24 protein-coding genes, 1 tRNA gene and 1 pseudogene are annotated in these 26,914 nt (G+C 51.9%); 21 read left to right on the top strand and 5 right to left on the bottom strand.

Going from position 1 to position 26,914, the window contains the following annotated elements; translation table 11 throughout:
- The 9 genes and pseudogenes from HMPREF9473_RS27010 to HMPREF9473_RS19680 form a co-directional block, all read left to right on the top strand.
- Positions 1–365, top strand: a pseudogene (locus tag HMPREF9473_RS27010) (transposase); the annotation flags it as partial.
- Between the two features lie 298 nt (positions 366–663).
- Positions 664–1,320, top strand: a complete 657-nt coding sequence (locus tag HMPREF9473_RS19715; RefSeq protein WP_006781971.1) for a flavin reductase family protein — start codon at positions 664–666, stop codon at positions 1,318–1,320.
- Between the two features lie 165 nt (positions 1,321–1,485).
- Positions 1,486–2,670, top strand: coding sequence for a cysteine desulfurase NifS (gene nifS, locus HMPREF9473_RS19710; RefSeq protein WP_006781970.1), 1,185 nt, complete (start codon positions 1,486–1,488; stop codon positions 2,668–2,670).
- Positions 2,671–2,758: 88 nt separating this feature from the next.
- Positions 2,759–3,202, top strand: a complete 444-nt coding sequence (nifU, locus tag HMPREF9473_RS19705) for a Fe-S cluster assembly scaffold protein NifU (protein WP_006781969.1) — start codon at positions 2,759–2,761, stop codon at positions 3,200–3,202.
- A 35-nt stretch (positions 3,203–3,237) separates the two neighbouring features.
- On the top strand, positions 3,238–4,344 hold the full coding sequence (gene mnmA, locus HMPREF9473_RS19700; protein ID WP_278245537.1) for a tRNA 2-thiouridine(34) synthase MnmA: 1,107 nt from the start codon (positions 3,238–3,240) through the stop codon (positions 4,342–4,344).
- Complete coding sequence (locus tag HMPREF9473_RS19695; RefSeq protein WP_006781967.1) at positions 4,341–5,696, top strand: N-acetylmuramoyl-L-alanine amidase; 1,356 nt, start codon at positions 4,341–4,343, stop codon at positions 5,694–5,696. The genes mnmA and HMPREF9473_RS19695 overlap by 4 nt, the downstream gene beginning before the upstream one ends.
- A 154-nt stretch (positions 5,697–5,850) precedes the next feature.
- Entirely contained in the window at positions 5,851–6,474 is a 624-nt protein-coding gene (locus tag HMPREF9473_RS19690; protein WP_006781966.1) for a flavodoxin family protein, read from the top strand.
- A gap of 80 nt (positions 6,475–6,554) precedes the next feature.
- Positions 6,555–7,514, top strand: coding sequence for an alpha/beta hydrolase (locus tag HMPREF9473_RS19685; protein WP_006781965.1), 960 nt, complete (start codon positions 6,555–6,557; stop codon positions 7,512–7,514).
- A gap of 85 nt (positions 7,515–7,599) precedes the next feature.
- Positions 7,600–7,689, top strand: a tRNA-Ser gene (locus tag HMPREF9473_RS19680).
- 67 nt (positions 7,690–7,756) lie between these two features.
- Here HMPREF9473_RS19680 and HMPREF9473_RS19675 read toward each other — a convergent pair.
- Complete coding sequence (locus HMPREF9473_RS19675; protein WP_006781964.1) at positions 7,757–7,939, bottom strand: hypothetical protein; 183 nt, start codon at positions 7,937–7,939, stop codon at positions 7,757–7,759.
- A gap of 63 nt (positions 7,940–8,002) precedes the next feature.
- A complete protein-coding gene (locus tag HMPREF9473_RS19670; protein WP_006781963.1) occupies positions 8,003–8,746 on the bottom strand; it encodes a LytR/AlgR family response regulator transcription factor in 744 nt (247 codons plus the stop codon).
- A 215-nt stretch (positions 8,747–8,961) separates the two neighbouring features.
- Between HMPREF9473_RS19670 and HMPREF9473_RS19665 the strand changes: the two genes are divergently transcribed.
- Entirely contained in the window at positions 8,962–10,863 is a 1,902-nt protein-coding gene (locus tag HMPREF9473_RS19665) for a sensor domain-containing diguanylate cyclase (protein ID WP_006781962.1), read from the top strand.
- Positions 10,864–10,931: 68 nt separating this feature from the next.
- Here the strand turns inward: HMPREF9473_RS19665 and HMPREF9473_RS19660 are convergent, their stop codons facing one another.
- On the bottom strand, positions 10,932–12,194 hold the full coding sequence (locus HMPREF9473_RS19660) for an ATP-binding protein (protein WP_006781961.1): 1,263 nt from the start codon (positions 12,192–12,194) through the stop codon (positions 10,932–10,934).
- A 202-nt stretch (positions 12,195–12,396) separates the two neighbouring features.
- Between HMPREF9473_RS19660 and HMPREF9473_RS19655 the strand changes: the two genes are divergently transcribed.
- The 3 genes from HMPREF9473_RS19655 (at position 12,397) to HMPREF9473_RS19645 (ending at position 15,653) form a co-directional block, all read left to right on the top strand.
- Positions 12,397–12,777, top strand: coding sequence for a BlaI/MecI/CopY family transcriptional regulator (locus HMPREF9473_RS19655; RefSeq protein WP_006781960.1), 381 nt, complete (start codon positions 12,397–12,399; stop codon positions 12,775–12,777).
- On the top strand, positions 12,770–14,770 hold the full coding sequence (locus tag HMPREF9473_RS26495) for a M56 family metallopeptidase (protein ID WP_006781959.1): 2,001 nt from the start codon (positions 12,770–12,772) through the stop codon (positions 14,768–14,770). Before HMPREF9473_RS19655 ends, HMPREF9473_RS26495 begins: the two co-directional genes overlap by 8 nt.
- 73 nt (positions 14,771–14,843) lie before the next feature.
- A complete protein-coding gene (locus HMPREF9473_RS19645) occupies positions 14,844–15,653 on the top strand; it encodes a M15 family metallopeptidase (RefSeq protein WP_006781958.1) in 810 nt (269 codons plus the stop codon).
- A gap of 62 nt (positions 15,654–15,715) precedes the next feature.
- Here HMPREF9473_RS19645 and HMPREF9473_RS19640 read toward each other — a convergent pair whose 3' ends face one another.
- A complete protein-coding gene (locus HMPREF9473_RS19640) occupies positions 15,716–17,698 on the bottom strand; it encodes an ABC-ATPase domain-containing protein (RefSeq protein WP_034859654.1) in 1,983 nt (660 codons plus the stop codon).
- A 182-nt stretch (positions 17,699–17,880) separates the two neighbouring features.
- Between HMPREF9473_RS19640 and HMPREF9473_RS19635 the strand changes: the two genes are divergently transcribed.
- The 8 genes from HMPREF9473_RS19635 to HMPREF9473_RS19600 all read left to right on the top strand — a co-directional run bounded on the left by HMPREF9473_RS19635 (position 17,881) and on the right by HMPREF9473_RS19600 (position 25,948).
- On the top strand, positions 17,881–18,468 hold the full coding sequence (locus tag HMPREF9473_RS19635; RefSeq protein WP_006781956.1) for a DNA-3-methyladenine glycosylase I: 588 nt from the start codon (positions 17,881–17,883) through the stop codon (positions 18,466–18,468).
- A 106-nt stretch (positions 18,469–18,574) separates the two neighbouring features.
- Positions 18,575–19,015, top strand: a complete 441-nt coding sequence (locus HMPREF9473_RS19630; RefSeq protein WP_006781955.1) for a LytTR family DNA-binding domain-containing protein — start codon at positions 18,575–18,577, stop codon at positions 19,013–19,015.
- A gap of 5 nt (positions 19,016–19,020) precedes the next feature.
- Positions 19,021–19,428, top strand: coding sequence for a DUF3021 family protein (locus HMPREF9473_RS19625; protein WP_006781954.1), 408 nt, complete (start codon positions 19,021–19,023; stop codon positions 19,426–19,428).
- A gap of 6 nt (positions 19,429–19,434) precedes the next feature.
- Complete coding sequence (locus HMPREF9473_RS19620; RefSeq protein ID WP_006781953.1) at positions 19,435–20,136, top strand: ABC transporter ATP-binding protein; 702 nt, start codon at positions 19,435–19,437, stop codon at positions 20,134–20,136.
- Positions 20,137–20,140: 4 nt separating this feature from the next.
- Complete coding sequence (locus HMPREF9473_RS19615) at positions 20,141–21,934, top strand: ABC transporter permease (RefSeq protein WP_006781952.1); 1,794 nt, start codon at positions 20,141–20,143, stop codon at positions 21,932–21,934.
- Between the two features lie 88 nt (positions 21,935–22,022).
- Entirely contained in the window at positions 22,023–22,766 is a 744-nt protein-coding gene (locus tag HMPREF9473_RS19610) for a L,D-transpeptidase family protein (RefSeq protein ID WP_006781951.1), read from the top strand.
- Positions 22,767–22,870: 104 nt separating this feature from the next.
- The gene (locus HMPREF9473_RS19605) at positions 22,871–24,586 is read left to right on the top strand and encodes a GGDEF domain-containing protein (protein ID WP_207636808.1); all 1,716 of its coding nucleotides are present in this window, start codon (positions 22,871–22,873) and stop codon (positions 24,584–24,586) included.
- Between the two features lie 81 nt (positions 24,587–24,667).
- A complete protein-coding gene (locus tag HMPREF9473_RS19600) occupies positions 24,668–25,948 on the top strand; it encodes a DUF1576 domain-containing protein (RefSeq protein WP_006781949.1) in 1,281 nt (426 codons plus the stop codon).
- A 111-nt stretch (positions 25,949–26,059) separates the two neighbouring features.
- On the opposite strand, the gene HMPREF9473_RS28265 is transcribed toward HMPREF9473_RS19600, so the two are convergent.
- A partial coding sequence (locus HMPREF9473_RS28265; RefSeq protein WP_006781948.1) for a carbon starvation CstA family protein occupies positions 26,060–26,914 on the bottom strand: 855 nt, incomplete at its 5' end.

Here is a 26,914-nt window from a genome sequence, read left to right as displayed (position 1 = left end):
GTATATAAGAATCAGTATGGGAGAACGGAAGAACTCTATGAATGCGAATCCTGTGAGGGCTGCGAATAAAAAGTGAATGCAGTCCAAAGGCATCAGGCAACCGGACAATCCGCATGAATGAGGAATTAACTGCCATACATCAGGAAGTACTATCGAACCTGGAGTCCATCCATGGAGCCCTTTTGCGAATGAATAGGAGTATTCAGGCAGAAGGAACATTCGGAGTATTAAAATGGGACAGGTCTTACAAAAGATTATTTCGAAGAGGTGAGAAAAATGTAATTCTTGAACTTACGTTAATCTCTTGTGGATTTAACATCTATAAATATCATAATAAAAAGCAGCGAAAAGAAGCAGCAGCTTAAAAGCAAAGAAAAGTTACCCACATAGGCTTATTAAGTGAACCATTTTTTACAAGTGAACATCAAAAAGCAGCTATAAAAACAAGGAATCACCAGAACCGGCATTTGCCGGAACTGGCGATTCCTAATTAGGGAGTTTTTTTACAGCCCCTTTTGTAAAAACATAAAAGAAATAAATGGAATAGATAAAACCACTTGACATTTTCTTCCAGTCTGTTATACTTAATATTAGTAATAATTACTATTATTAATAGTTAAGAACGGATAGTAAAAGAATAACGAAAAGTGGAGGGGTTATAATATGAATGCAAACATTTTCAGAAGTATGTCATATGGAGTCTATGTGGTGTCTACTATGGATAAGGACCGGCCGACCGGGTGTATTGCCAACAGCATTATGCAGATTACGTCCTCGCCGGCTACGATAGCGGTGAGCATTAACCATGATAACTACACCAACCGGTGCATCGCGGCCAGTGGGAAGTTCGCTTTTTCCATTCTGGCGGAGAATTCCGATTCGGGTTTGATTGGAACTTTTGGGTTCCAGTGCGGGAAGGATGTCAACAAATTCGATTCCGTCGCATATGAAGTGGTAGAGGGAGTTCCTGTTGTGAAGGATTCCTGCGGTTATGTGGTGTGCAGAGTCATTGACACCATGGAGACGGCTACCCACACGGTATTTTTAGGCGAAGTCGTGGAGGGAGACGTCTACGAGGGAGCGGGCGACGCCATGACCTATGCCTACTATCACAAAGTGGTCAAGGGAAAAGCCCCGAAAAATGCTCCTACCTATCTGCCGGAGACGGAAGAACAAGCAGATAAGTCCTCCAACTCCCCCACCCACAAATGGGTATGCCAGGTATGCGGCTACGTTTACGAGGGAGAGGAACTCCCCGCGGATTTCACCTGCCCTATCTGCAAGCAGGGGGCGGATAAATTTAAGCTGGTGGAGGAATAATCCGTCAGTCCGACATTTCCAGCCGCTGACAGGGCATGAAAGAAAAGTCAGCGGCTTTTGTTAAAATGTTTTTAATTCCTATTGAAAAAGTAGGAATATAATATATAATAGGTAATGTAGATGAAGCTTTGAACTTTAGTACTACGAGAAAGGCGGTTTACACGTATGAAACAGACGATTTATTTAGACAATGCGGCAACGACCAAGACACGGCCGGAGGTTGTGGAGGCGATGCTGCCCTATTTTACCGAATTTTATGGTAATCCATCATCGGTATATGAATTTTCAACCCCGTGCAAGAAGGCGATTGCCCACGCACGCGAGACCATTGCTGACTCCCTTGGGGCGAAGAGCAATGAGATATATTTTACGGCAGGAGGAACCGAGTCCGACAACTGGGCCATCAAGGCCACGGCGGAAGCCTACCAGGGCAAGGGAAATCACATTATCACAAGCAAAATCGAGCACCATGCCGTGCTTCACACCTGTGAGTATCTGGAGAAGCGTGGCTTCGAGGTCACCTATCTGGATGTGGACGAGAACGGCACCGTGAAGCTGGAGGATTTAAAGAAAGCCATCCGGCCGACCACCATCCTCATCTCCATCATGTTTGCCAATAACGAGATTGGCACCATCCAGCCGATTAAAGAGATTGGGGCCATTGCAAAGGAGCATGGGATTTTGTTCCACACAGATGCGGTCCAGGCTTACTGCCATGTGCCGATCAATGTAGACGACTACAACATCGATATGTTAAGCTCCAGCGGACACAAGATTAACGGCCCGAAGGGCATCGGATTTTTGTATATCCGCACCGGCATCAAGACCCGTTCCTTCATCCACGGCGGCGCCCAGGAGCGCAAACGCAGGGGCGGCACGGAAAATGTTCCCGGTATCGTAGGTTACGGCAAGGCCGTGGAGATGGCATTAGCCACCATGGAAGAGCGGGCGAAGAAGGAGAGCGAGCTTCGGGATTACCTGATGGAGCGCATCATGGCTGAGGTTCCCTACACCAGAATCAACGGCCACAGAACCAACCGTCTCAGCAACAATGTGAATGTAGCCTTCCAGTTTATCGAGGGGGAATCCTTGCTTATCAAGCTGGATATGGCCGGAATCTGCGGTTCCAGCGGTTCGGCGTGTACCTCCGGTTCCTTGGACCCATCCCATGTGCTGCTGGCTATCGGCCTGCCTCATGAGATTGCCCACGGCTCCTTACGTCTCACCTTGAACGAGGAGAACACAAAGGAAGAAATGGATTATGTGGTGGAGCAGGTGAAGGAGATTGTGAGTTACCTGCGTGGAATGTCCCCGCTCTATGAGGATTTTTTGAGACATCAGAGACGGTAAGGAAGATAAGAGAAGTAAGAACGTATCAAAGAAATCAGGAATAACAGCAAATAAAAAATAACCGATAGAAAACAACAGGAGAAAGATTATGTATACAGAGAAAGTTATGGACCATTTTGAGCACCCAAGAAATGTAGGCGAGATGGAGAATCCCAGCGGCATGGGAACCGTGGGCAACGCCAAATGTGGAGATATCATGCGGATGTACCTGGATATCGACGAGAACCAGATTATCCGTGATGTGAAATTCAAAACCTTTGGCTGTGGCGCCGCGGTAGCCACCAGCAGCATGGCGACGGAGCTTGTCAAAGGCAAATCCATCCAGGAAGCCATGAAGATTACCAACAAAGCGGTGATGGAAGCGCTTGACGGATTGCCACCAGTTAAGGTACACTGTTCCTTATTGGCGGAAGAGGCCATTCATGCGGCGCTCTGGGATTATGCGCAGAAAAATGGAATCGAGATTGAGGGGCTGGTACAGCCAAAGTCCGATATCGGCGAGCATGAGGAAGAGGAAACCGAAGAATACTAAGGGATTCGGGGAGCGGAAGCATTTCCCGGTATCACTTGAGACACAGGACAGGAATTTATGAGTGGAAACGGAAAAAAGTAGTGATAGGCATGTCAGGCGGGGTGGATTCCTCGGTCGGGGCATACCTTTTGAAGGAACAGGGATATGACGTGGTGGGTGTCACCATGCAGATTTGGCAGGACGAGGACACCCAGGTGCAGGAGGAAAATGGCGGCTGCTGCGGCTTAAGCGCCGTGGATGACGCCAGACGTGTGGCCTGGGAGCTTGACATTCCCTACTATGTGATGAATTTCAAGCAGGAGTTTAAGGAGCATGTCATCGACTATTTTGTGGACGAATACATTTGCGGGCGAACGCCCAATCCGTGTATCGCCTGCAACCGGTATGTGAAGTGGGAGTCGCTGCTGAAGCGGAGTCTGGATATCGGGGCGGAGTACATTGCCACCGGCCATTACGCCAGAATCGAGCAGCTTCCAAACGGAAGGTACGCCCTGCGCAAATCGGTGACGGCCGCCAAGGACCAGACCTACGCCCTGTACAACTTAACCCAGTACCAGCTGGCGCACACGCTGATGCCGGTGGGAGAGTACAGCAAGGAGGAAATCCGGGCCATCGCCGACAAGATTCACCTCCAGGTGGCCAACAAACCGGACAGCCAGGAAATCTGCTTTATACCGGACCATGATTACGCAAAATTTATAGAAGAAAATTCTGATACCCATCTGCCGGAGGGCAATTTCGTGGATTTGGATGGAAATGTTCTCGGGCGCCACAAAGGCATCACCCACTACACCATCGGCCAGCGGAAAGGGCTGAACCTGTCCATGAAACGGCCGGTATTCGTGGTGGAAATCAGGCCGGACACCAACGAGGTGGTCATCGGAGATTCGGAGGATGTGTTCTCGGATACTCTGCGGTGCGATCATTTGAACTGGATGGCCATAGACGGCCTTCATGGCGGGGAAATGCAGGTGACGGCGAAAATCCGTTACAGCCACAAAGGGGCGCCCTGTGTCATCCGGGAACTGGAGGACGGCGTGGTGGAGTGCGTTTTTGAGGAACCCCAGCGTGCCATCACGCCCGGACAGGCCGTGGTGTTTTACGATGGAGACTATGTTGTGGGCGGAGGGATTATCAGATGAATGAATGGATCAATGCAAGAAAAAGGTGGCGGGGAATCGGCCGCAGGTCGTGGATACTGGCGGCCGCGGTGGCGGTATCCCTGTCGGCCAATGCCTGTGGGAAAAATTATGAACCGGTGGAGATACCGGAGAGCGCCCAGGCGCCGGGAGATGACGGAAATGACGGCGTGGCCGGTACCGGAAATGCTGGTGCCGGAACTGGTGGAAATGACGCTGCAGCCGGCAATGACGCGGCGGGCGCCGGTGTCACTGGCGGGGAAGGCATGACGGAAGCGGCTGGAAATGCGGCCGCGGACGGCGATGTCAGCGTGGAGAGCAGCGCGCTGGAAACCACGATTATGACGGAGACAGCCCCCTCCTTTACGGACGTCAGCGAGACAGTATATGTGACAGGAGACCAGGTGAATCTGCGGGCGGATGCCAGCACATCGGCGGAGATTGTCACCGCCCTTTCGAAAGGAACCTCCCTGAAACGGACGGCGGTCAGCGATACCTGGAGCCGGGTGGTGTATCAGGAGAAGACCTGCTACATTTCCACCCAGTATGTGTCCACGGTGCAGCCGGAGACGGAGAGCGCAAAAGCGGCGTCCACGGCGAATGGCGGGGAAGTGAAACTGAATTCCTCCTGGAAATATGCGGACTTCTCCAAAATCAATTCCGGAGCAGCCATGCTCTACAAATCAGAAGCGGCGTCCCGGAAGGGCATCACCGTCTGCGTCAATGCCGGCCATGGGACGAAAGGCGGTTCCAGCGTGAAGACCCAGTGCCATCCGGACGGTACGCCCAAAGTGACAGGTGGAACCACAAGCGCGGGCGCCACATCGGCGGTTGCGGTGTCCGGCGGAATGCAGTTTTCCGATGGGACGGCGGAAGCCAAGGTGACTCTTGCCATGGCAAAGAAGTTGAAGGACAAACTGCTGGCGGAAGGATATGACGTGCTGATGATCCGGGAGACCGATGACGTCCAGCTGGACAATATCGCCAGAACGGTGATTGCCAACAACATGGCGGACTGCCATATAGCCCTCCACTGGGATTCCACCACCAGCAACAAGGGCGCATTTTACATGAGCGTCCCCAATGTGGAGTCCTACCGGAACATGGAGCCGGTGAAATCCAACTGGCAGAAGCATCATGCTCTTGGCGACAGCCTGATTGCCGGGCTGAAGGGCGCGGGCGTTAAGATATTTTCCAGTGGAGCCATGGAGATGGATTTGACACAGACGTCATTTTCCACCGTTCCGTCCATTGATATCGAGCTGGGCGATAAGGCTTCGGACCATTCGGACGCCACGTTAAACACACTGGCCGACGGGCTGGTGGCCGGAGTGAAGAATTACTTTGGAAAATAAAATATAAGAAAAATGGGAGAACACCCGATTTTTGTGTTAAAATAGAAGGGAAACAGGCATTTCTATTTTGCACGGTAATCGGGTGTTCTTTTTTGGCTACAAAGAGAGGTGCCGAGAGAGCTGACGAGTCACGAGATGAGTGGAGGTAGTGTGGATGAAAGTATTGATGATTAATGGAAGCCCAAGGAAAAGTGGATGTACGTTTACGGCGCTCAGTGAGATTGCGAAGGAGTTACATAAACAGGGAATTGATTCTGAGATTATGCAGATTGGGACTGACGGGATTCACGGCTGTATCGGCTGCGGGACCTGCAAGGACAGGCACAGCTGCGTGTTCACCGAGGATATTGTCAACGAGTGTGTGGCGAAGATGAAGGAGGCGGACGGATTGATTGTGGGCTCGCCGGTCTACTATGCGTCGGCCAACGGAGGCGTTATCAGCCTTCTTGACAGGATGTTCTATGTGGGCGGTTCACATTTCGCAGGCAAACCGGCGGCGGCCATCGCGTCGGCCAGAAGGGCGGGAACCACGGCCACCATCGATGAGATGAACAAATACTTCACCATTTCCCAGATGCCGGTGGTATCGTCCACCTACTGGAACATGGTGCACGGAAACTGTGTGGAGGATGTGCTGAAGGATGAAGAGGGCCTCCAGACCATGAGAAACCTGGCAAGAAATATGGCCTGGCTGTTAAAGTGCATCGACTGTGGAAGACAAAACGGTATTGAGATGCCAAAGGCCGAGAAGGATTACCGGACAAACTTTATCAGATAAAAAATTGGGAATACAAGATATGAAAATGCCTCCGGATGAATAGAGTGATACTATCAGGCTGTCATCAGGAGGTTTTTTATATGGAATGCAGAATATCTTTGGAACCGGCGGCGGAAGCTGTCAGTGTGGCCAGCGCCAAGCCGCCGCTCATCTTCGAACTGCCGCCGAGTGTGGGGCGGGAGAAGCTGGAGGAGACCCAGAACCAGCCGGTATCTATGTATCCGGCGGAAATCAGCAGTTATATGGTAAATACGGGAACCTGGGGAAGAATTCCCATGTATCTGGTGATTCCGGAATGCGTGAGGGAGCCGGCGGATGTGATTTTTTACATTCACGGGGCCGGATGGGTGTTTGGAAGCTTTCACACCCACGAGAAGCTGGTGCGGGAGCTGGCGGCGAGGACCGGCTGCATGGTCATTTTCCCGGAGTATTCCAGGTCCCCGGAGGCGCGCTATCCGGTGGCTATCGAGCAGTGTTTCAGCGTGCTGTTCTATCTTCAGCAGATGTTAAGCAGTATCGGAATCAACATGAACCCGGACACCCTGACCGTTGCCGGGGACAGTGTGGGCGGTAATATGGCCATCGCCATGACGTTGATGACCAAGTACCGGAGAGGCCCGAAGATTCAAAAGCAGCTTTTGTACTATCCGGTCACAAACGCGTGTTTTGATACGGGTTCCTACTGTGAGTTCGCGGAGGGGTATTATTTGTACCGGGAGGGCATGAAATGGTTCTGGAACCAGTACGCCCCCAATCCACGGGACAGAAGCCAGATTACGGCCTCCCCGCTTTGCGCTGCCTGCGAGCAGTTAAAGGGACTTCCCGAAGCCCTGATCATCAACGGTGAAGCCGATGTCCTCCGGGATGAGGGCGAAGCCTACGCCAGAGCCCTGCGCTGCGCCGGCGTCTCCGTCACCGCGGTCCGCTTCCAGGCCATGATACACGATTTCGTCATGCTCCACTCCCTGGACCAGACCAACGCCTGCCGCGCCGCCATGGACCTGTCCACGTCCTGGATTTGCAATCACAATAATATTTAAAAATTTTTTCACCAACCACTGTTCAAAATCGTGATAATCGTGTATAATCTAGTGGTTGGTGTTTTTTTGCCAGCCCATCCAACAAGGAGACGTAGCGAAGTGGCCATAACGCGGCGCACTCGAAATGCGTTTGTCGGTTTATCCCGGCACAAGGGTTCGAATCCCTTCGTCTCCGCTAAAATAGCCGGGTACCCTTGCGTCTGCTGGGGGCCCGGCTATTGTTGTTTTGTGAGAGTACCTATTCAGGACTCCAAAGTATTCTTATAAGCCTCATAATATAAATACGCCAATTCAAGATTCGCGGCGGCTGTTTTTTCGGAAACGTAGTGGGTGTTTACGATGCTCTCCGGAGCCAGCTGGTAAGCGTTGTAGAAATCTTCCATTGCTTTTGCGGATTCGTAAATGGTGTAGGAATTTTGAATCATAGTGCACCTCCAAATCAAGAGGATTATACATCGACCCTGGGAGGAATGCAATATCTATTTATGTCATTTTCCTCTTGCCCCATCCAAAAGATAACTCACCAGACTCTTTCGCAAATCGTTGATACAGCCACGGGAAACCGGGAGGCAGGCGCCGTCTGTCAGGTAGAGGTTCCGCCCTTCGATGGATTTGACGCAGGCGATGTTTACCAGGTAGGAGATGGTGGATTTGACGAAGCGTTTGTCGGTCAAAATCGGGGCGATTATCTCGTTGAAGGGCTCCCGCAGGGTGATGCTCTCGATGACGGTGCCGTCCTCCAGGTGGTAGAAGCATTTGTGATTCCGGTACTCCACGTATACGAGCCGGTGCAGCTGGACGGTCCGAATGCCGTTTTTCGCCCTTATGGGAAATGTGTTGATTCGCCGCGCGGCAATCTGTTTGAGCAGTTCATCCAGCGTGGGGAAGAGATTTGACTCCTCCACCGGTTTTATCAGATAATCATAGGCCCGCACCCGGTAGGATGTGACCCCGAACTCATCGGAGCTGGACAGGAAAACGATGGCCGCATCCCGGTCTGTCTCACGGATGGCGGCTCCCACCTCAATCCCGGTTAAGCCCGGCATCAGAATGTCCAGTAAATAAATATCAAACAAAACACCTGTGTTCACGCAGGCAAGGAGTTCGGCTCCCGACGAAAATCTCCGGCAGACCATATCCGCGTCGCGATGCAGTCCACAGTATGTTTCCAGCAGTGCGCCGGCTTTTTCCAACTCGCCTGCGTCATCATCGCATATGGCGATTTGAATCATAGAGAATCCTCCTTTTCATGTAAAAACATGTGGCTTGCAAAGTAAGTGTATATAATGCAAAGTAAGTGAAATGACTTCCAATTTTCCTCAAAATTTTTACAATATTAGTATCACCTGTTTATTTTATCGAAAGAGATAAATAAAGTCAAATCATATTGAACAATATGGAACATAAAGCAGGACGATTCACATCAGTTGGCAGGGAGAAGGCAGCTATGAGTAAACGGAAAATGAGTCTGCGGCGGGGAGCCGGCTGGCGCCAGCGGCAGATGGAGGTGTTAAACCACAATATCCCGGGCGGGGCCCATCAGTTTAAAAATGACGATGATTTTACATTTATTTCCATGTCCGACAGTTTTCTGTCCATGGTTGGATATACCAGAGAAGAAGTGGAGACCCTGTTTCACAATCATTTTATGGAAATGATACTTCCCAAGGACAGGGACGCTCTTCGGGAGGCCACCCGCCAGCAGCTTCAAAAAGGGCGGGAGATCGAGCTGGAATACCGGCTGGTGTGCAAAAGCGGCCAGCCGATTTGGATTTTGGAGAAGGGACGGCTTTTGGATGACGGCAGCGGGGAGGAATCCTTCTTCTGTCTGCTGATTGAAAATACGGCGCGCAAGCAGGAACAGGAGGAACTGCGGCTGTCGCTGGAGCGTTATCAGATTATTGTGGACCAGGCAACCGATATTATTTTCGAATGGGATATCAAGAAGGATACCCTGTTTTTTTCTCCAAACTGGTTAAAAAAATTCGGCTATGAACCGATCTGTCAGCAAATCAGTGAAAATATTCCGCTATCCAGGAATATCCATCCAAGCGATATGCCGGCCTTTGTGAAAATTATGGAGGACACCGCGGCCGGGGTGCCTTATTCGGAGACAGAATTCCGCATTAAAGCTATCGGCGGCCGGTATATCTGGTGCCGCATCCGGGCGACTGCGCTGTTTGACTCGGAGCACCGGGCTATCCGGGCGGTGGGAGTCATTACGGATATCAGCAATGAGAAAAGGCAGGTGCAGGTTCTGCTGGATATGGCCCAGCGCGACGCCCTCACCGGTCTTTACAACAAGGCCACCATCAATCTGCTGGTGGAGCGCTGTATGGAGGATGAGGAACCGGATGGGATGCAGGCGCTGTTTATTCTGGACGTGGACTATTTTAAGGCGGTTAATGACAATTACGGCCATCTGGCAGGGGACAGTCTGCTCTCCGATGTAGCGGAAACGATTCGGAAAAATATCCGCCACGGCGATTTAGCCGGGCGGATTGGCGGGGATGAGTTCCTGATTTATCTGCCCCATGTCAGCAGCAGGAAGGCGGCCATGGAGAAGGCGGAGAAACTGACAGCGGCTATCTCCATGCTGTCCCCGGAAATCGGCGCGCCGCCCATCTCCTGCAGTGTGGGAGTGGCCGTATTTTCCTATGGGGAGCTGACCTACCAGGAGTTTTATAAATGTGCCGACTGCGCCCTCTACGCCCGAAAGAAATGCGGACGCGGCGGGGTGACTCTTTACACCACTGACATGGGGGTGGAGAATTTCGGAAATGCCGGGAAGATAGAGATGAGAACCGTGGTGGATTCCGACGAGCATAGCGTGGTGGATATCCGGCTGCCACAGTACACGTTCCGCATGCTGTATTCCGCCGGGGATTTGGAGTCTTCCATCAACCAGCTGCTTGAAATCATCGGCCGCTCCTATGATGTGAGCCGCGCCTACATTTTCGAGAGCTCCGAGGATGGGCGGTACTGCTCCAACACCTTTGAGTGGTGTGCCGATGGAGTGGAATCGCAGATGGAAAGTCTGCAAAATCTCTCCTATGAGGAGGAGTTGGGGGATTATCAGAAGAATTTTGATGAGAACGGCATTTTCTACTGCTCGGATATCAGTGAGACCCATCCCGACGTGCGCGCGGTGCTGGAACCCCAGGGCATATGCTCCATGCTCCAGTGCGCGATGCTGGATGAGGGGGAATTTGTGGGCTACGTGGGATTCGACGAGTGCCGGGAAAACCGGGTGTGGAGCCCCAAGCAGATCAGGAGCTTCAAGCTGACAGCCGATGTGTTCTCCATCTTTACGATTAAGCTCCGGTTGAAACAGAAATCAAAGAAATAATACAGCAAAACAGCGATATGATGCCGGGGGAGGGGGCAAGGTATATCGCTGTTTTTATCACTTTTTTATCAAATCAGCCATGCCGGGATATACCAGTTCTTTTCATCCACAGGTATCATATCCACAGGCATGCACACAACGGCGCCAGTTCCGACAGTTGTCTTTAAGTGGGCGGTGCCTGAAAAAATATCCTCTTCACTGGGCTCTTTTTCGATGGGAGCCAGAACTGAAAAATTCTTTACGGCATCTTTTGGCGCAGAACTTTTTTTAATCTCGATTGGCGTAAGGATACCATCTTCATAAATCAACAGGTCAATTTCTTTTTTGTTGCTGTCCCGATAAAAATAGAGAGGTGGCTGTTTCCCTGCATTTAAATAACTTTTATATATTTCAGAGACTACCCAGGTCTCAAAAAACTGCCCATCCATGGCCCCGCGCTCCAAAGTCTCCGGACTGCTCCAGCGTGTCAGATGGGCGCAGAGACCGGTGTCCAGAAAATACATCCGCGGCGCTTTAATCACCCTCTTTAACGCATGATTGGAATAGGGCTGAATCAGGGCGACCAGTCCGGAGGACACGAGAATTGACAGCCAGTGCTTGACGGTGGGGGCAGAAATGCCGACTTCCCCAGCGATGGTCTCATAGTTTACGTTGGTCGCAGTTCTGGCGGCAATCACGGACATAAAGTTTAAAAAAGTCATATCATCACCTACCTGGGACAAGTCCTTGATATCCCGGCTGATATAGGTTTCCAGATAGGATTCGTAGTATTGCTCCGTATTTACCGTATCTTCCTCATACAGTCTGGGCATGGAGCCTCTGAAGATGCGGGCATAGACCTGGGAAAGCGTCGTCGGTGTCGTTTGCCGCAGCCGTTTTGTCAATGCCGGGATATCCACTTGGAAGGGAGGAAAATGGTTTCCGTTCACTTCACTGTTGCTGAGGCCAAGCATTTTCACGATTCCCGCCCTGCCTGCCAGGGATTCGGTGACACTTTTCATCATACGAAAGGTTTGGGAACCGGTAAGCCAGAAGTCACCGGGACGTTTTTCACGGTCTACATATATTTTTATATAGTCAAACAGTTCGGGAGCATATTGTATCTCGTCAATCAATACAGGGGGCTGATAGCGCTGTAAAAACAGTTCCGGGTCACGTTTGGCAAAGGCCCGTATAGTAGGATTGTCCAGGGATACGATTGTTCTCTCCTTTTCTGCCATATGGCTTAAAAGAGTGGTTTTGCCCACCTGTCTGGGGCCGGTAACGATCAAGACAGGAAAGGTTTGACTGATACTTTTTATGGCAGGTTCAATGGTTCTTTCATAATACATGGGATACCTCCTGTTATTAGTTTGCTCGTGGAACGAGAGAATTATGCAAATCTAAAGTATGATTTTATTTTTGCATATTTTGCCTCCGGCGTCAAGGGGAATCTCTGATAGGACGGATTGACAAATGAGTCTTGACATTAAGCGTACAAAATGTTATCCTAAATCCAAGATAACATTTTGTACGCTTAAAAAAGGAGGCATCATGCAGCAGGTATCGGATTACGAGCTGGAGCTTATGAAGATTATATGGGGAAATGGGAACCGGGCTTTGTATGCGGAGATTGTGGAAGGGCTGGAGGCGAGAGGGGAGTCGTGGACGAAGAATACGATTATCACCCTGCTGTCGCGGCTGATGGAGAAGGGGCTTTTGAAGTCCAATAAAATCGGGCGGAAGAATGAGTATGTGGCGGTGGTGATGGAGGAAGACTATCAGGCAGCCCAGACGGAGACATTTCTTCACAAGCTCTACCAGGGGGACGCCAAGGGGCTTGTGTGTACGCTGATTGAGAAGGAGATGCTTTCTCCCGAGGACTATGAGGAGCTGAAACAATTCTGGGAAAGCAGAGGGGTGAGCCATGATTGATGTGATGAAGACGGGACTGTCCCTGTCTCTGTCCGGGGGGATGATGATTCTTGTTTTGTGGCTGTTTGGGAAATGGTTTCGGGAGAGATTCAGCCGCCGATGGCAGTATTATATCTGGCTGCTGGTGATAGCCCGCCTGTGGATACCGCTGGCGCCGGAGCAGAACCTGGTGGGCAGCCTGTTCCGGGGAATCGAGAAGACCGGAAGCTGGGTGGAGCAGACGGTTGAGGATGTGAATGACAGTTATTATGCGTATCAGGAGCAGAACGCCGGTTGGGCGGAGTGGGAGGAACATCCGGCTGGGAACAGCGGGGCCGGCCAGACCAACGGGTCTGTGCGGGATAATGTTTCCGCACAGGAGCTTGTCATGGAGAGCGGCAGCCCCATCTCCCCGGCGGGATTGTCAAGTCTGCTGAGCTGGGCGAAGAGGGCAGTCCGGACGGCGGCGGTGAGTCTGGGAATTATCTGGCTGGCTGGCGCGCTGTTTTTGTTTACCTATAAAATAACTCTCTATCGGCGGTTTACCAAAACGCTGAAAGCAGGATGTGCGGAGCCTGAGGACATGGAAGTGCTGGAGCGGTTTGGACGGCTGGTGGAGCGGGCAGGAATCCGGGGGCCGATGCGGCTGTACACGAATCCCCAGGCGGCCTCCCCACTTCTTATGGGATTTTTCCATCCGTGGATTGTGCTTCCGACGACGGAACTGCCGGAAAAGGAATTTACGTATACGATTCTGCACGAGCTGACCCATTTAAAACGATTGGATATGTTTTACAAATGGCTGGTGCAGATCACCATCTGTGTACACTGGTTTAATCCGCTGGTCCATCTGATAGGACGGGAAATCGACCGGTTGTGTGAGTTGTCCTGCGATGAAGCGCTCATTCGGAAAATGGATGGGGAGGAGCGGCGTGCCTATGGGGATACGCTGCTGCATGCGATGGCATTTGACGGAGGTTATCAGAATCACCTGGCGTCAGTAACCCTTTGTGAAGGGAAAGAACTATTAAAAGAAAGGCTGGGGGCCATTATGAAATATGGGAAGAAATCGAGAGTGTTTACGGCGCTGACATTTGTGTGTACGATTATTTTGATGGCGGGGGCTGTGACGATGGGGGCCTATGGGGCTTCCTCCTCCCAATCCGCTCCTCCTTGGGGGGCCGGGCAGTGGGAGAGCAGGGGTGAGAATGGGAAAGTTACCCACGCCTACCGGATGGACGGTTACTATGAAGCGCCTTATATCATCGAGCTGGGCTGGAATTTGAGCAGTTCCGCCTACGATGCCTATGCGGGCAAGGCGGATATCGTGTTGAAAAATGGGGAAGTGGTCAAGGCTGCATTTGACAAGTCCTGTGCCTCCTTCAAAGAGGAGGACGCGTTTATGACGGCGCTCACCGCGCTGGTGCAGCGGCTCAGTGAGAAGGACTTGAATTCCCATTTTAATTTCAAACTGGAGCGGCCGCTGGTGGTGAGTGTTGTGGATGTGAGCGGGAAGGATTTGGCGGCGCTTGCGGGAGAATTTTACAGGGATGAAAAACTGACCGGTTTCACCGCCATTTTCCCGGAGCTGGAGAGGAGTGTTCAGGAGTCTCTGTGCGATGCTGTCTATGAGGACTCCAACGTGGCCTTCTATTCCTGTATTGTCCAGGAGCTGGATGCAGAAATGCTTGATAAGTATCTGGAGCGGGCGTACCGGGACAACCGGATTACGTTCTTTTCCGAGGGTGCCTGGAATCTTACGGATGAAAAGGCGGCCGCCTATGCCAGGAGGGCCTATGACGATGGCAGAATCACATTTTTCAATGAAATGCTGCCGTATTTGCCAAAAGAAGAGATAAAGGCGTATGCGGAGCAGGCTTACCAGAATGACAATATTGCATTTTTCAGTGTTGTTGCATCTTATTTGTCAGAAGAGGATTACAAAGCATTTACCGACAGAGCCAGGCGGGATAAAAATACGGCATTTTACTCCGTCTTATCGGATATGTACTAGATATCCGGGGGGGGGCACAGGGCCTGTTCTTTTTTCATATGATATAGGGAAAAAGTAAAACAGGAGTTATTTCATGAGAGATATTACATTGTGCCATCCACGGCTTCAGTTCCTTGCGGGACGGCTGGAGGAGGAATGCAGGACACGGGGCCTGTCCATCAAGATTGGGGAGACCTACCGGACGGTGCTGGAACAGGAGAATCTGTATGCCCAGGGCCGCACAAAGCCTGGGGATATTGTGACCAACGCCAGGGGAATCACCTACGATTCCTTCCACCAGTGGGGGACGGCGTTTGATTTTTATAGAAATGATGGACGGGGCGCCTACAACGAGGAAGGCCAGTTTTTTGAGAAGGTGGGCGCTATCGGCGAGAGTCTGGGGCTGGAATGGGGCGGCAGCTGGAAGAGTATTAAGGATAAACCCCATTTTCAGCTGCCGGACTGGGGCAGCGGCACGGAGGAGATTAAAAAACTCTACAAGACCCCGGACGAGTTCAAAAAGACCTGGACCAGCAAAACGCCTGGCTGGCTGAAAGAGGAGGGCGGGTGGCGGTTCTATATCGGCACAAGCGGAATCTATATCAAAGACGACTGGTACAAAGATGGAGACAACTGGTACTGGTTCAATGATTTGGGCTTTATGGTGCATGACGACTGGATTTTGTACAAGGATGAGTGGTATTATCTGAATTCGGACGGATGCATGGCTCACAGCCAGTGGGTGGTATGGAAGAGCCAGCTGTACCGGTTGACTGAGGATGGGACTATGTTTGAAGGGGAGTTGGAGTTAAAGACGGATGAGAATGGGGCATTGAAAGCTGAGATGGAAGAGAGAGATTCGAAGGAGAGTGCGGGAAAAGAGAGTGTGATAGAAGAGAGATAATGGAATGGAAATAGCAGAAAAAGCAGTCCGTGAGGGGCTGCTTTTTCTGTCGTATCGTCAGTCTATCCGCGATAGCGGTTTAAACAGGCGAAGATTTCCTGGGTACGTGGCTGGCAGAGGCCTACGGCTGCGTAGGAGGAGTCGTTTATGGAGGCCAGTCCTTCTTTGCTGACTTTGGCTGTCAGAAGACGGACCGCTTCCTTCACACTGCACTGCTCCAGAATCCGCTTTTCCAGACAGTAGCGGAGCATCTGCGCCAGGGCGGTGGTCTGCTCGGAGTCGATGAGCTGCTCCACAAATCTTAAGTCCACCGTTTCCCGCCCAACCTGGAGGGAATCCTTGCCAAATACCTTCACTTTGATGCGCTCGTCACGACCGCGGCTGTCACGGCCGGCACCTCTGTCATCACTGCGGTGGTCACCGCGGCCATCCCCACGGCCACCGCCGTAGCCGCCGCCATATCCACCCCGGCCGCGATTACCGCCTCCACGGCCATAATGACCGCTGCCATAACCGCCGCCGCGTTCGTTGCCGTAGCTGCCGCGCTCGCCGCCATAGCCGCCACGCTCGCTGTCATAGTCGCCGCGCGCATTGCTGTCCCCGCTTCCATTCTCCTCATCATAAGCCGCCTGCGTCAGAACGTTTTGGCCTGCCATGGAAGCAGGTGCCGCGCCGCCTTTCCGCCCGCCGCCCAGTTTCCGCTCCACCGTCGGCAGAAAGAACCCTGGCGCGGAGGTAATCGGCTCCGCCCCATACCCGGCGCAGTAGGATTTTACTTCCTCCGTAATATCATAAGGCAGATAGGAATCCATCTGAATCACCGTATCCGCAATATAGAAATAAGCCCCCGAGCTTCCCGCCACCATAATGGTAGAAATACCGGCCTTCTCATATAAATCTCTGGCCCGCTCAATAAACGGCGTAATCGGCTCCTTATCCCGGCTGATAATCTTCTGCATCAAATCATCCCGCACCATAAAGTTGGTGGCCGACGTATCCTCATCAATCAAAAAGGTCCGGCATCCCGCCTCAATCCCCTCGATCACGGCCGCCGCCTGGGAGGTGCTTCCGCTGGCGTCCTCCGTGCTGAAGCAGTGGGTATCCTTACGGTTTGGCAAATCATTGATAAACAGCGAGATATCCGTGTTCCGCACACTTCTCCCATCCTCAGCCCGAAGCTTCATGGCACTGTCCTCCGTGATGACATACTCCCGTCCATCCCCGGCCACATGATTATAAACGCCGGTCTCCAGCGCCTTCAAAAGTGTCGATTTCCCGTGATAACCGCCGCCCACAATCAGCGTAATTCCCTTCCGGATACCCATACCTGTGATGGTTCCGTGATGAGGCAGTTCCATGGTCACCCGCAGCGCCTCCGGCGACTGGAAGGGCACGCTCTTCACCATAGGGCGACTGGACACCCCACTCTCCCTGGGTAGAATGGCGCCGTTGGCCACGAAGGACACCAGCCCCCTCTTATCCAGTTCCTCCCGGATAAAATGCTGGTCCTCCGCCAGATAAGCCACCCCAGCCACTTCCCTGGCATCCCGGTTCTTATAGAAGCACACATTCCTCACACACCGTGGCAGAAAATCAAATAAAATCTTCACCAGCTCCCCGGAGTTAATTGTCCGCCCATTGGCCGGAAAACCAGCTTCAAACCGCAGCGTAATCCCCTTGCTCCCAATCTCGCAGGCCGTCCTTCTCAAAATCTCCGGACCCGGCCGGCTGGTGGAAATCAGTCCGCTCTTCCCGGAGCCCTTCGCCTTAAAATTAAATTTCCCAATCTCCTGGGCAAACTGTCTCACCAGATAGTCCTCCAGCGCCACCTGCTTATAATCCGTGTCAAAGCATTCCGCCGGATACCCCGCCTTCTGGTGGGTAACCGTAATACTCAGCTTCGACGGTGAAGCAAAGGGGTCCCCCTGTACATGGTCAATCGAAAGCACATAGTCCGTAAAATCATAAGCCCCCTGTGCCGATTTGTAAGCGGGATAGCTCTTCCGGTCAATCGATTCCAGCAGCCCCCGTAATTGCTGTGCTATTTTTCATCATATCGTCACTCCTGTTTTCAAAGTTATTTTCAAAGTAGTTTGAAACCTAATAGTTACTTTATCAGATACTTTCCCACAAGACAAGCCTTAAGTTGTCAGTTTTTAGTGCGTCTCCGTCCCACTTATGATATGATTACGGTAGAAAACCAGACAAATAACAGGAGGAAATCCAGATGATTACGAGGTGTAAATGGTGTCAGGACGACGGTGTCAATCAGAAGTACCACGACGAGGAGTGGGGGATTCCGGTTCATGATGACAGGAAGCATTTTGAGTTTTTGATGATGGAAGTGATGCAGTGCGGGCTGAACTGGACCATGATGTTGAATAAGAGAGAGATTTTCCGCCAGTGCTTCGACAACTTTGACTACGAGAAAATCATCCACTACGATGAGAAGAAGATTCAGGAAATCATGGAGACGCCGGGAATGATCCGCTCTCCCAGAAAGATTCAGGCCATCATTACAAACGCCAGGGCCTATCTGGAGATTATCCAAGAGTACGGCTCCTTTGACAAGTTCCTGTGGAGCTATACCGACGGAAAGACCCTTGTATACAAAAGCCACCAGCAGTGTCCCATCGCCAGCAATGACGTGTCGGATGCGGTCAGCAAGGAACTGAAAAAGAGGGGCTTTAAATATCTGGGCTCCATCACCGTGTACTCCCATCTGCAGGCCTGCGGCATGATTAATGACCACGAGGAGTCCTGTTTTCTGTACCGGCAGCTCTGCGATGGGAACTCCGTGGAGTATAGGGACTGATTACTGCCGGATTTTGCATGTTGGAATCATTTTCCTGCACGTTGGTACTCCGCCTGTTGCAATCCGGCGGCGGGATGGGTAGACTTGATGAAAGGGACGACAAAACATGAAAGTAAGCCTGGAACAAGATTTGAGCCGGGAGGACATTGAGGTATTGATTCGATACGCCTCCATGAACCAGACCGTGAGAAAACTGGAGCGGTTGATAACATCCGTGGACCGCGGGGTGGAGTGCAGCCGGGACGAGGAGAGGCTGTGGGTCAATGCCGGAGACATTTTCTATATAGAAAGTGTGGATAAGCGGACGTTTGTGTACGGGGAATCGGAGGTTTACCGCTGTGACAAGCGGCTTTACCAGCTGGAGGAGGAACTGGCCGGCGCCGGTTTTGTCAAAGCCAGCAAATCCTGCATTTTAAATGTCAATGTGCTGGAGAGTATCCGCCCTCTTAGAAACAGCCGCATGGAAGCCACGCTGTCAAACGGTGAGAAGGTTGATGTGACGAGAAAATATGTTTCGGCCATCAAAGAAAAAGTGTTGGGAAGGTGAAGATAATGAAACGCATGATCAGAAACTGGCTGGCAACTACCGGCCTGTCTCTGCTGCTTCTGGCGGCGGTGGCAGCCCTGTACGGCGGCTGTGCCATCTTTATTGTCACTGTCTTTCAGGCTGGCCTTGCCAATCTCATCATCCATCTGGGGTTGGAACTGTTAAGACGGTTCGAGAGCAGTTATTTTCTGGTAGAAACCGGTGTGGAGGTGGGCTACGTGCTGGCGGTGCTGGTGGTATCCGGCTCACTCTTTGGCTGGTATGAAAGCACGCCTTTGTGGGTTCTTATTTTCATGGGAATTGCCGTCTATGTCATCGGCTGCCTGGTGGATGTGTTCCGAATCAGAAGTGATGTGGACCTCATCAACCGTCAATTGCAGCTGCGCAGAAAAACAGAGGGAAAGGCGGAGTAGTACGGCATGAAAACTATAATCCTGGAAGCAGTTGGAATCACAAAAGCGTTTGATAAACAGGAAATGATATTGAAGGGGATTTCTCTGGAAATTGCAGAGAAATCCTTTGTTGTATTGCTGGGGCCCAGCGGCAGCGGAAAGACGACCCTGTTAAACATCATGTCGGGACTGCTGCGGCCTACCGGTGGAAGCGTCCGGTGCGGGGGGCAGGTTATCACGGAGCTTGGGGAGAAGGAGCTTGCCAGGTGGAAGAGAAGCCGTACCGGCAACATTTTCCAGAATTATCTGCTGCTGCGGAATCTGACGGTGCGGGAAAATATTGAGATTGGCATGGCGCCAGGCGGGGAAAATCTGGATTTTGACAGTCTGGTGGAAATGCTGGAGCTGGGGGATGTGCTTGACAAGTTTCCGGCCCAGCTCTCCGGCGGGCAGAAGCAGCGCACGGCCATCGCCAGGGCGGTTATCAAGAAGCCGGAGATTTTGTTTTGCGATGAGGCTACGGGGGCTCTGGATGAGGCCAACAGCAAGAAGGTGGTGAAGCTGCTTCACGGAGTGAAGGAGAACTATGGCGTCACGGTGATATTTGTCACCCACAATCTTCAGATAGCCAGGACGGCGGACCGGGTGCTGACCATCAAGGACGGCCTGCTGTGGGAGGACCGGCTTCAGGAGCACCCCATTGGGGCGGATGAGATGGTGTGGGGGTAGGGATATGGGCTATGTGAAGAGACAGTTGAAGAGAGAGTTGTGCAGGGACAGGGGATTTCTCCTTCTGCTGCTGGGATTATCGGCGTTTCCTTCGTTTATGTACTTTTTTGTCCATGCTTCGGTGGATGGGAATTTGAGGTGGCTGGATGGGCTGGCATCGTTGACGGAGAATCAGGTCTTGTATCGGAACGGGCTTGTCTCCAATGGGATACTGGCTGGAAATGTGCTGCTGGCCTTTGGGGGATTGGCCGGGTTTGGGGTTGCGCTGTATTTTTACCGCTTTTTCCGGGCCAATCAGGTGGAGTTTGGGTGTCTGAAAGCGCTGGGGTTTATGGATAGAGAATTGGAGCGTTATATCGTCTTGTTTGCCGTATGTTTGGCACTGGCAGGGGCAGTGATGGGGCTGGCAGGGGGATATTTCGTGTCGGATATATTAATCCGCGCGGGGGAGGAATCCTACCAGGTGAATGGACTTGTGAAAGGGCTGAATCCCGGCAGCTTTCTGATAGGAACCCTTGTTCCGCCGGCGGTGGCCGGGACTGCGGTTTTTGGGACTTATTGGATGATCAGAGGCAGAGAGACGGGAATCCTTATGGCGGAGACGAAGGAGGGAGAGAGTATGAAGCGGACTCTTCGTCTGGCCGATACGGCCGCCGCATTTGTGCCGGGGAAATACCGCCGGCAGGTCCGTCTGGCTCTGCGAAAGCCGGTGACGGTTCTGCTGATTCTGGGGGCGTCGGCCAGTTTTTCCATTATGTTTATTTTGGCCTATTCCTTGACCCTGAGCAGTGGTGTGATTTTTAAATCCCAGACGGAGGGACATAATTACCGGTATAACACCACTTTTGAAATGCCAGTGTTGGACGAGGAAAGGGAGAAAGGCGGGAAAAGTTTGGCAGATGTGGAAAATGCCGATGGGAAAGCCGGGGAAGTCCGATATCTCGCCGTGTCAGGAAACGTCACCATCTCAGGAAATGAGATATCACAGAATGTCATCGGTATGGAAGGCAGCAGCCCCATGTTTGAGCTGCTGGATAATGACAAAAGAACATTACCGGCTCCATCAGGAGATGAGATTGTGATTGGAGCGGCGCTGCATGAGATGTATGGGATAAATCCGGGGGATACGGTTGTGGTTTCATTTTCCGGTTCTGAATCGCCCCTGGCAAGAGAAATGAAAATGACTGTCGTCAGTATCGCCTTCAATGCGGCGGCCGACAGCATTTATATGGAGAAGAGGACGCTGGCGGCAATCCTGTCCCTTTCGCCGGACGCCTACACCGGAATCTGGAGCATGAATCCTCCGGTGGCTGATATTGACGCGCATGAGGGACTCCACCCAGTCATTCAGTCCCACGAGGAAAAGCTGGAGATTCTCCGCCGTGATTCCGTCTCCAACCGCAGCAGCGCCGTCATTAACCAGGTTATGGGCTGTTTTATCGGCTGCATATTACTGTATCTGGCCCTTTTACTCAATTTCCAGGACAGTGCAAAGGAGATACAGATTCTGCGTCTAATAGGCTATGTGCCGGGGGAAATTCGAAGGATGCTGCTTGATATTTACCGGCCGCTGCTCTGGCTGTCCTTCTTCCTCACTCTTTGGCCCGGAATTCTGACCGTAAAAGCAATTTTAAAATCCCTGTCCCTCCAGATAGGAGATTACCTTCCGTTCCGGACAAATGTTTTAGTCATCCTGGGCATTTTCCTGTTACAGAATCTGGTATACTGGCTGGTCCAGCTCTCCTTTAGGCGGGCCATATGCCGGGTGGAGCCGCTCAATGATGCGGCAAAATATTAATAAAGTTGACAGAACATTTCCCCCGGATTTCGTAGTATAATAAATGGTAGATTTTCCAAATTCAGAAGATACGGCGGAGGATACCCCTATGAACTTTAAGAATAAGAGATTACCCGGAAAAATGGCCCTGTGGCTTGCCGCATGCGCCCTGATTATAGCAGCCGATATACCGGCCCAGGCTGAGACTTCAAAAACATCCCTGAAAGGACCTGGCGTGGAGCAGACGCAGGAGACCGGAACTTCCGACAAAAATGCGGATACGGCTACCGCCGACATCACCCAGGCCATCGTCGTGGACGAAAACGGCGGATTCCACGTGACCGTATCCTACTATAAAAAGCAGACAGACGGAACCTGGACCCAGTCATTCCAGGTCCCAGGCATCTACGGCCGCAACGGCGGAACCGACAACAAGCAGGAGGGCGATGGAAAGACCCCTTACGGAACTTACAGTTTCACCATGGCCTTCGGCACCAAAGAAAACCCGGGAAGCATTCTTCCCTATCACCAGATTCAGGAAACGGATTTCTGGATAGACGATTCCAACAGCGCCTACTACAACAAGCTGGTCAACATAGCCGAGACACCCAGAGACTGGAACTCCGGCGAGGACATGAGCCGTCAGGGTGTCAGCTACCATTACGGCCTGGCCCTCAACTACAACGAGGACTGCGTCCCCGGCAAAGGCTCCGCCATCTTCCTCCACTGCTACACCGAGACCAACGATTCCGGCTCCGCCGGCTGCATCCGCATCCCGGAGGACAACATGAAACAGCTGATTCAATCCGTGGACGCCAACACCAGGATTATGATCCGCAAGGCGGCAGAGTAACGGAGCGGGAGTATTGATAACCCTCCGTAATAATGCTATAATATTCCTCAAAGGGCGTATCAACAGATACCGCCCAAACGATAAGGGGATGCCGCAGAATGGGGATGCCGGATAAAAATAGAATGGGGAACGTGGAGCGCTGGGGCAGATATCTGCTGCTGGCGGCAGCGTGCCTGCTGTTTGTGGGGATTACGTTTGCTGTGAATGTGGGAGGAAATCTGCCATCCACACGGCTTCGTCCGTATGCCCTGAAAACGATAAATTCCGGCTGGTATCAGATAACGGATGGCCAGACTGTGGAGATTAACCAGGTCACGGAGCAGCAGCCGGTGAGCAGTGAATCCGAAACGGTGCTGTACCGTCAGCTGCCGGAGGTGACGGAAGGCGACGCCATGATGTTTTACAATAACTATCAGGCGGCGGCCGTGTATGTGGAGAATAACTGTATTTATGATTACGGATATTCCACAAAACCATCTGTGGGGCCGATTCTTGGCAATGTGGCCTGCCTGATTCCGATGAAGCCGGAGTACGGCGGTCAGACGGTCTCCATCCATCTTAAAAATCCGCTGGAAAGCATTTATCTGGCGCCATTGCTTCAGAACGTCTATCTGGATAACGGGAATTCCCTGATTTTAGGTGTTATTTTGGACAATGCGGAGCAGTTTTTATGCGCTCTGCTGTTTGTGTTAATCAGCATGGTCCTGCTGGTTGGCTATCTGGTGGAATGCCTGAACAAGAGGGCCTATGAGAAGAAGAACCTTCTCTATCTTGGAATCACGATATTCTTATCGGCGGCCTGGATTTGGACCGATTCTTCCTTTCCACAGCTGCTGTGGGAGAATGGAGTGGCGGCCAGCATCGCGTCATTTTTCCTGTTTATGATGCTTCCGATTCCGGCCCTGGGATTGATTGGCACCATCTGTCCGAAGGGAAAGCCGTTGTTTAACCGTCTTATCAATCTGTCGCTTCTGAATATTACCGTGCAGGGACTTCTGTACCTTGGCGGAGTGATGAATTTTGTGAGACTTCTCCCGGTCACCCACCTGCTCCTGCTGGTGGACTATGTGGCCGCCATATATCATCTGTATCTGGAAACAAAAAGAACCGGCTCCGGTTATGCCAGGGGAGTGCTGGCGGCATTTGGAATTATGCTGCTCTTTTCGGTCATCAATCTGGCCACCTTTTACCGGCTGCCAACCAGCGACAACAGCCGCTATTTCCGCTACGGCTTTGCAATCTTTATCCTGATTCTGTTCGGCATTTCCTTCAACGACCTGCTGAGCTTCATCGAAGAAAAGACGGAGATGAATCTCTACAAAAAGCTGGCCTACACCGATTTGATGACCAAGCTGAACAACCGTGTGGCCTACGAGGAAATGATGACGGAGATGAGACAGAACGAAGGCCGGGAGCGGCCGCTGACCGCAGTCATCCTGGATATCAACAACCTGAAACTGGTCAACGACCATTTTGGCCACAGCGCCGGCGATGAGATCATCAAGGGAGCGGCCCAATGCATCCGCCGGGTGTTCGGAAAATTGGGCCAGCTGTACCGCATCGGAGGCGATGAGTTCGTCGTGCTCATGGAGAAAAATGACCTGGATATGGAGAAGCTGACCGACACTCTCATGAAGGAAGTGGAACAGTTTCAGGAGACTGGCGAGTATCCGCTGTCCATGGCCTGTGGCTTCGCGGACAACCGGGAAGACGCAGCTCTTGGCGCCGAGCGTCTGCTGGAAATAGCGGATAAACGGATGTATGAGCACAAAGCCATGTTAAAGAAAAACCGGCAGGGCAGCTACGAACATGAAATATAATCCAGAAAGCAATTCATTCTTGAGTCAAAGCGAAAATCAGGTTATACTGGACTACATAGTACACAAAGAAAGGAAACAAGAATGAAACTGAGACATCCTCTGTCCAGACGGGATAAATTCCTGATTCTGGCTCTGGTGCCGGCCTATTTTGTGCTGGCCGGGCTTCTGATGCAGCCTGTCAATGAGATTGGCTCCGGACTCCTCGCCATTATCCGGGAACCGGATTTTCTGATAACCGATTATTTTGTGATAGGCGGAGTGGGAGCTTCGTTTTTAAATGCCGGCCTTCTGACGCTGGTAAGTATTGGAATTGTATATTCTCTTGGCATGGAGATGGATGGGCACACCATCACCTCCGCCCTTTTAATGTTCGGCTTCTCCCTGTTTGGGAAAAATGTGCTGAATATCTGGTCCATCCTGTTTGGCGTGTTTCTCTACGCAAAATACCATAAGACATCCGTATCGCGCTACATTTATATTGGCTTTTACGGGACCAGTCTGTCTCCGATTATCACCCAGGTGATGCAGATTGAGGGGATTCCCGCGGCGGTGGGATTCCTCTTAAGTCTCTGTCTGGGAATCATCATTGGATTTGTGCTGCCGCCGCTGTGCACCCACGTCCATTACGCCCACAAGGGTTATTCCCTGTATAATGTGGGATTTGCCGGTGGAATCATAGCTACCGTGGTGGTATCCCTGTTCAAGTCCTTTGGGCTGGATATCCAGTCAAGGCTCATCTGGTCCACCGGAAGGAACCGGGAATTTTTCGTGTTGCTGACGGTTCTGTTTGTGGGAATGATGGTGATTGGTCTTGCCGCGTCGCCGAACAGGACGTGGAAGGCCTACCGGGAGATACTGAAGACAAACGGAATTTCCGGAACCGATTATGTGAAATCGGAGGGGCTTGCGCCAACTCTGTTAAATATGGGAATCAACGGATTATTCGCCACGATTCTGGTGGTGGCGGTGGGCGGTGATTTAAACGGTCCAACCATCGGAGGCATTTTCACCATTGTAGGCTTCAGTTCCACGGGAAAGCACCTGCGAAATATCGCCCCAGTGATGCTGGGCGTATGTCTCGCCAGCCTGGCCAAATCCTGGAGTCTGACAGACCCGTCCCCCATGCTGGCCCTGCTGTTATCCACCACCCTGGCGCCCATCGCCGGAGAGTTCGGCTTTCTGGCCGGAATCCTGGCGGGATTCCTTCACTCTTCCGTGGCCCTCAACGTGGGAATCGTCTACGGCGGCATGAATCTCTACAACAACGGATTTGCCGGCGGTATCGTGGCCATCTTCCTGGTGCCGGTCATCCAGTCCATCCGGGACCGCAGGGCCAGAGCCAGAGGCGGACTGTCTCTGTGATAGCATGGAATGTTATTATGTGACATTATCATGTGACAGTGCAGCAACAAAAAACAGGGGAGCGCACATTCCGGCGCTCCCCCTATTTAGCGTAATTCTTAATTTCCAATCTTACTTCTTAGAAAAATCCACATCAAAGCACTCATCCTCCGCATGTTTCCCTTTTCTCATCACGCAGGTAAAAACAAAGGTTCCCAGACACAGCGCCGCAAACGCGATTCCGATCGGATAGGAAATCGCCGTGGAAAGCCGGAATCCCTCATCCGCCATCAGAATATAAGTACAGGACACCGCCGACATAAAGGTTGCCGGCAATGCAGTCACCCAGTAAAGCCGTTTTCTGCGGAATAAATACACGCTTGCCGCCCAGAGTGCAATCATAGCCAGGGTCTGGTTGCTCCAGGAGAAATATCTCCACACTGCCTGCACATCCATCTGTGTCAGCACAGCGCCCACCGCCAGCAGCGGAATGGTCAGAATCAAACGGTTTTTAATCGGCTTTTGGTCAATCTTGAACCAGTCGGCCAGAGTCAGACGGGCGCTTCTGTAAGCCGTATCCGCCGAGGAGATAGGACAGGCGATAACACCAATCATGGCAATCACGGCGCCCACGCCGCCCAGAGTCTTAAAGCAGATTTCATAAACCACGGAAGACTGTCCACCGGCCAGCGCGTCCACCAGACCGCCGGTACCGTTGTAGAAAGCCACGCCTGCCGCCGCCCAGATTAAGGCGATGATACCCTCGGAAACCATAGCTCCATAGAATACGGTGCGTCCCTTTTTCTCGCTGGTCAGACAGCGTGCCATCAGCGGAGACTGGGTTGCATGGAAACCGGAGATGGCGCCACAGGCCACGGAGATAAACATGGTAGGCCAGATAGGCGTTCCCTTCGGATGCAGGTTCTGCAGAGTAATCTCAGGAATGGTATATCCGCCAAGCACAATCGCTCCCCCAACACCGAGAGC

The organism is Hungatella hathewayi WAL-18680 (assembly GCF_000235505.1).
In the GTDB taxonomy this organism is placed as follows: domain Bacteria; phylum Bacillota; class Clostridia; order Lachnospirales; family Lachnospiraceae; genus Hungatella_A; species Hungatella_A hathewayi_A.
This window is presented reverse-complemented; position numbering and strand designations above follow the sequence as displayed.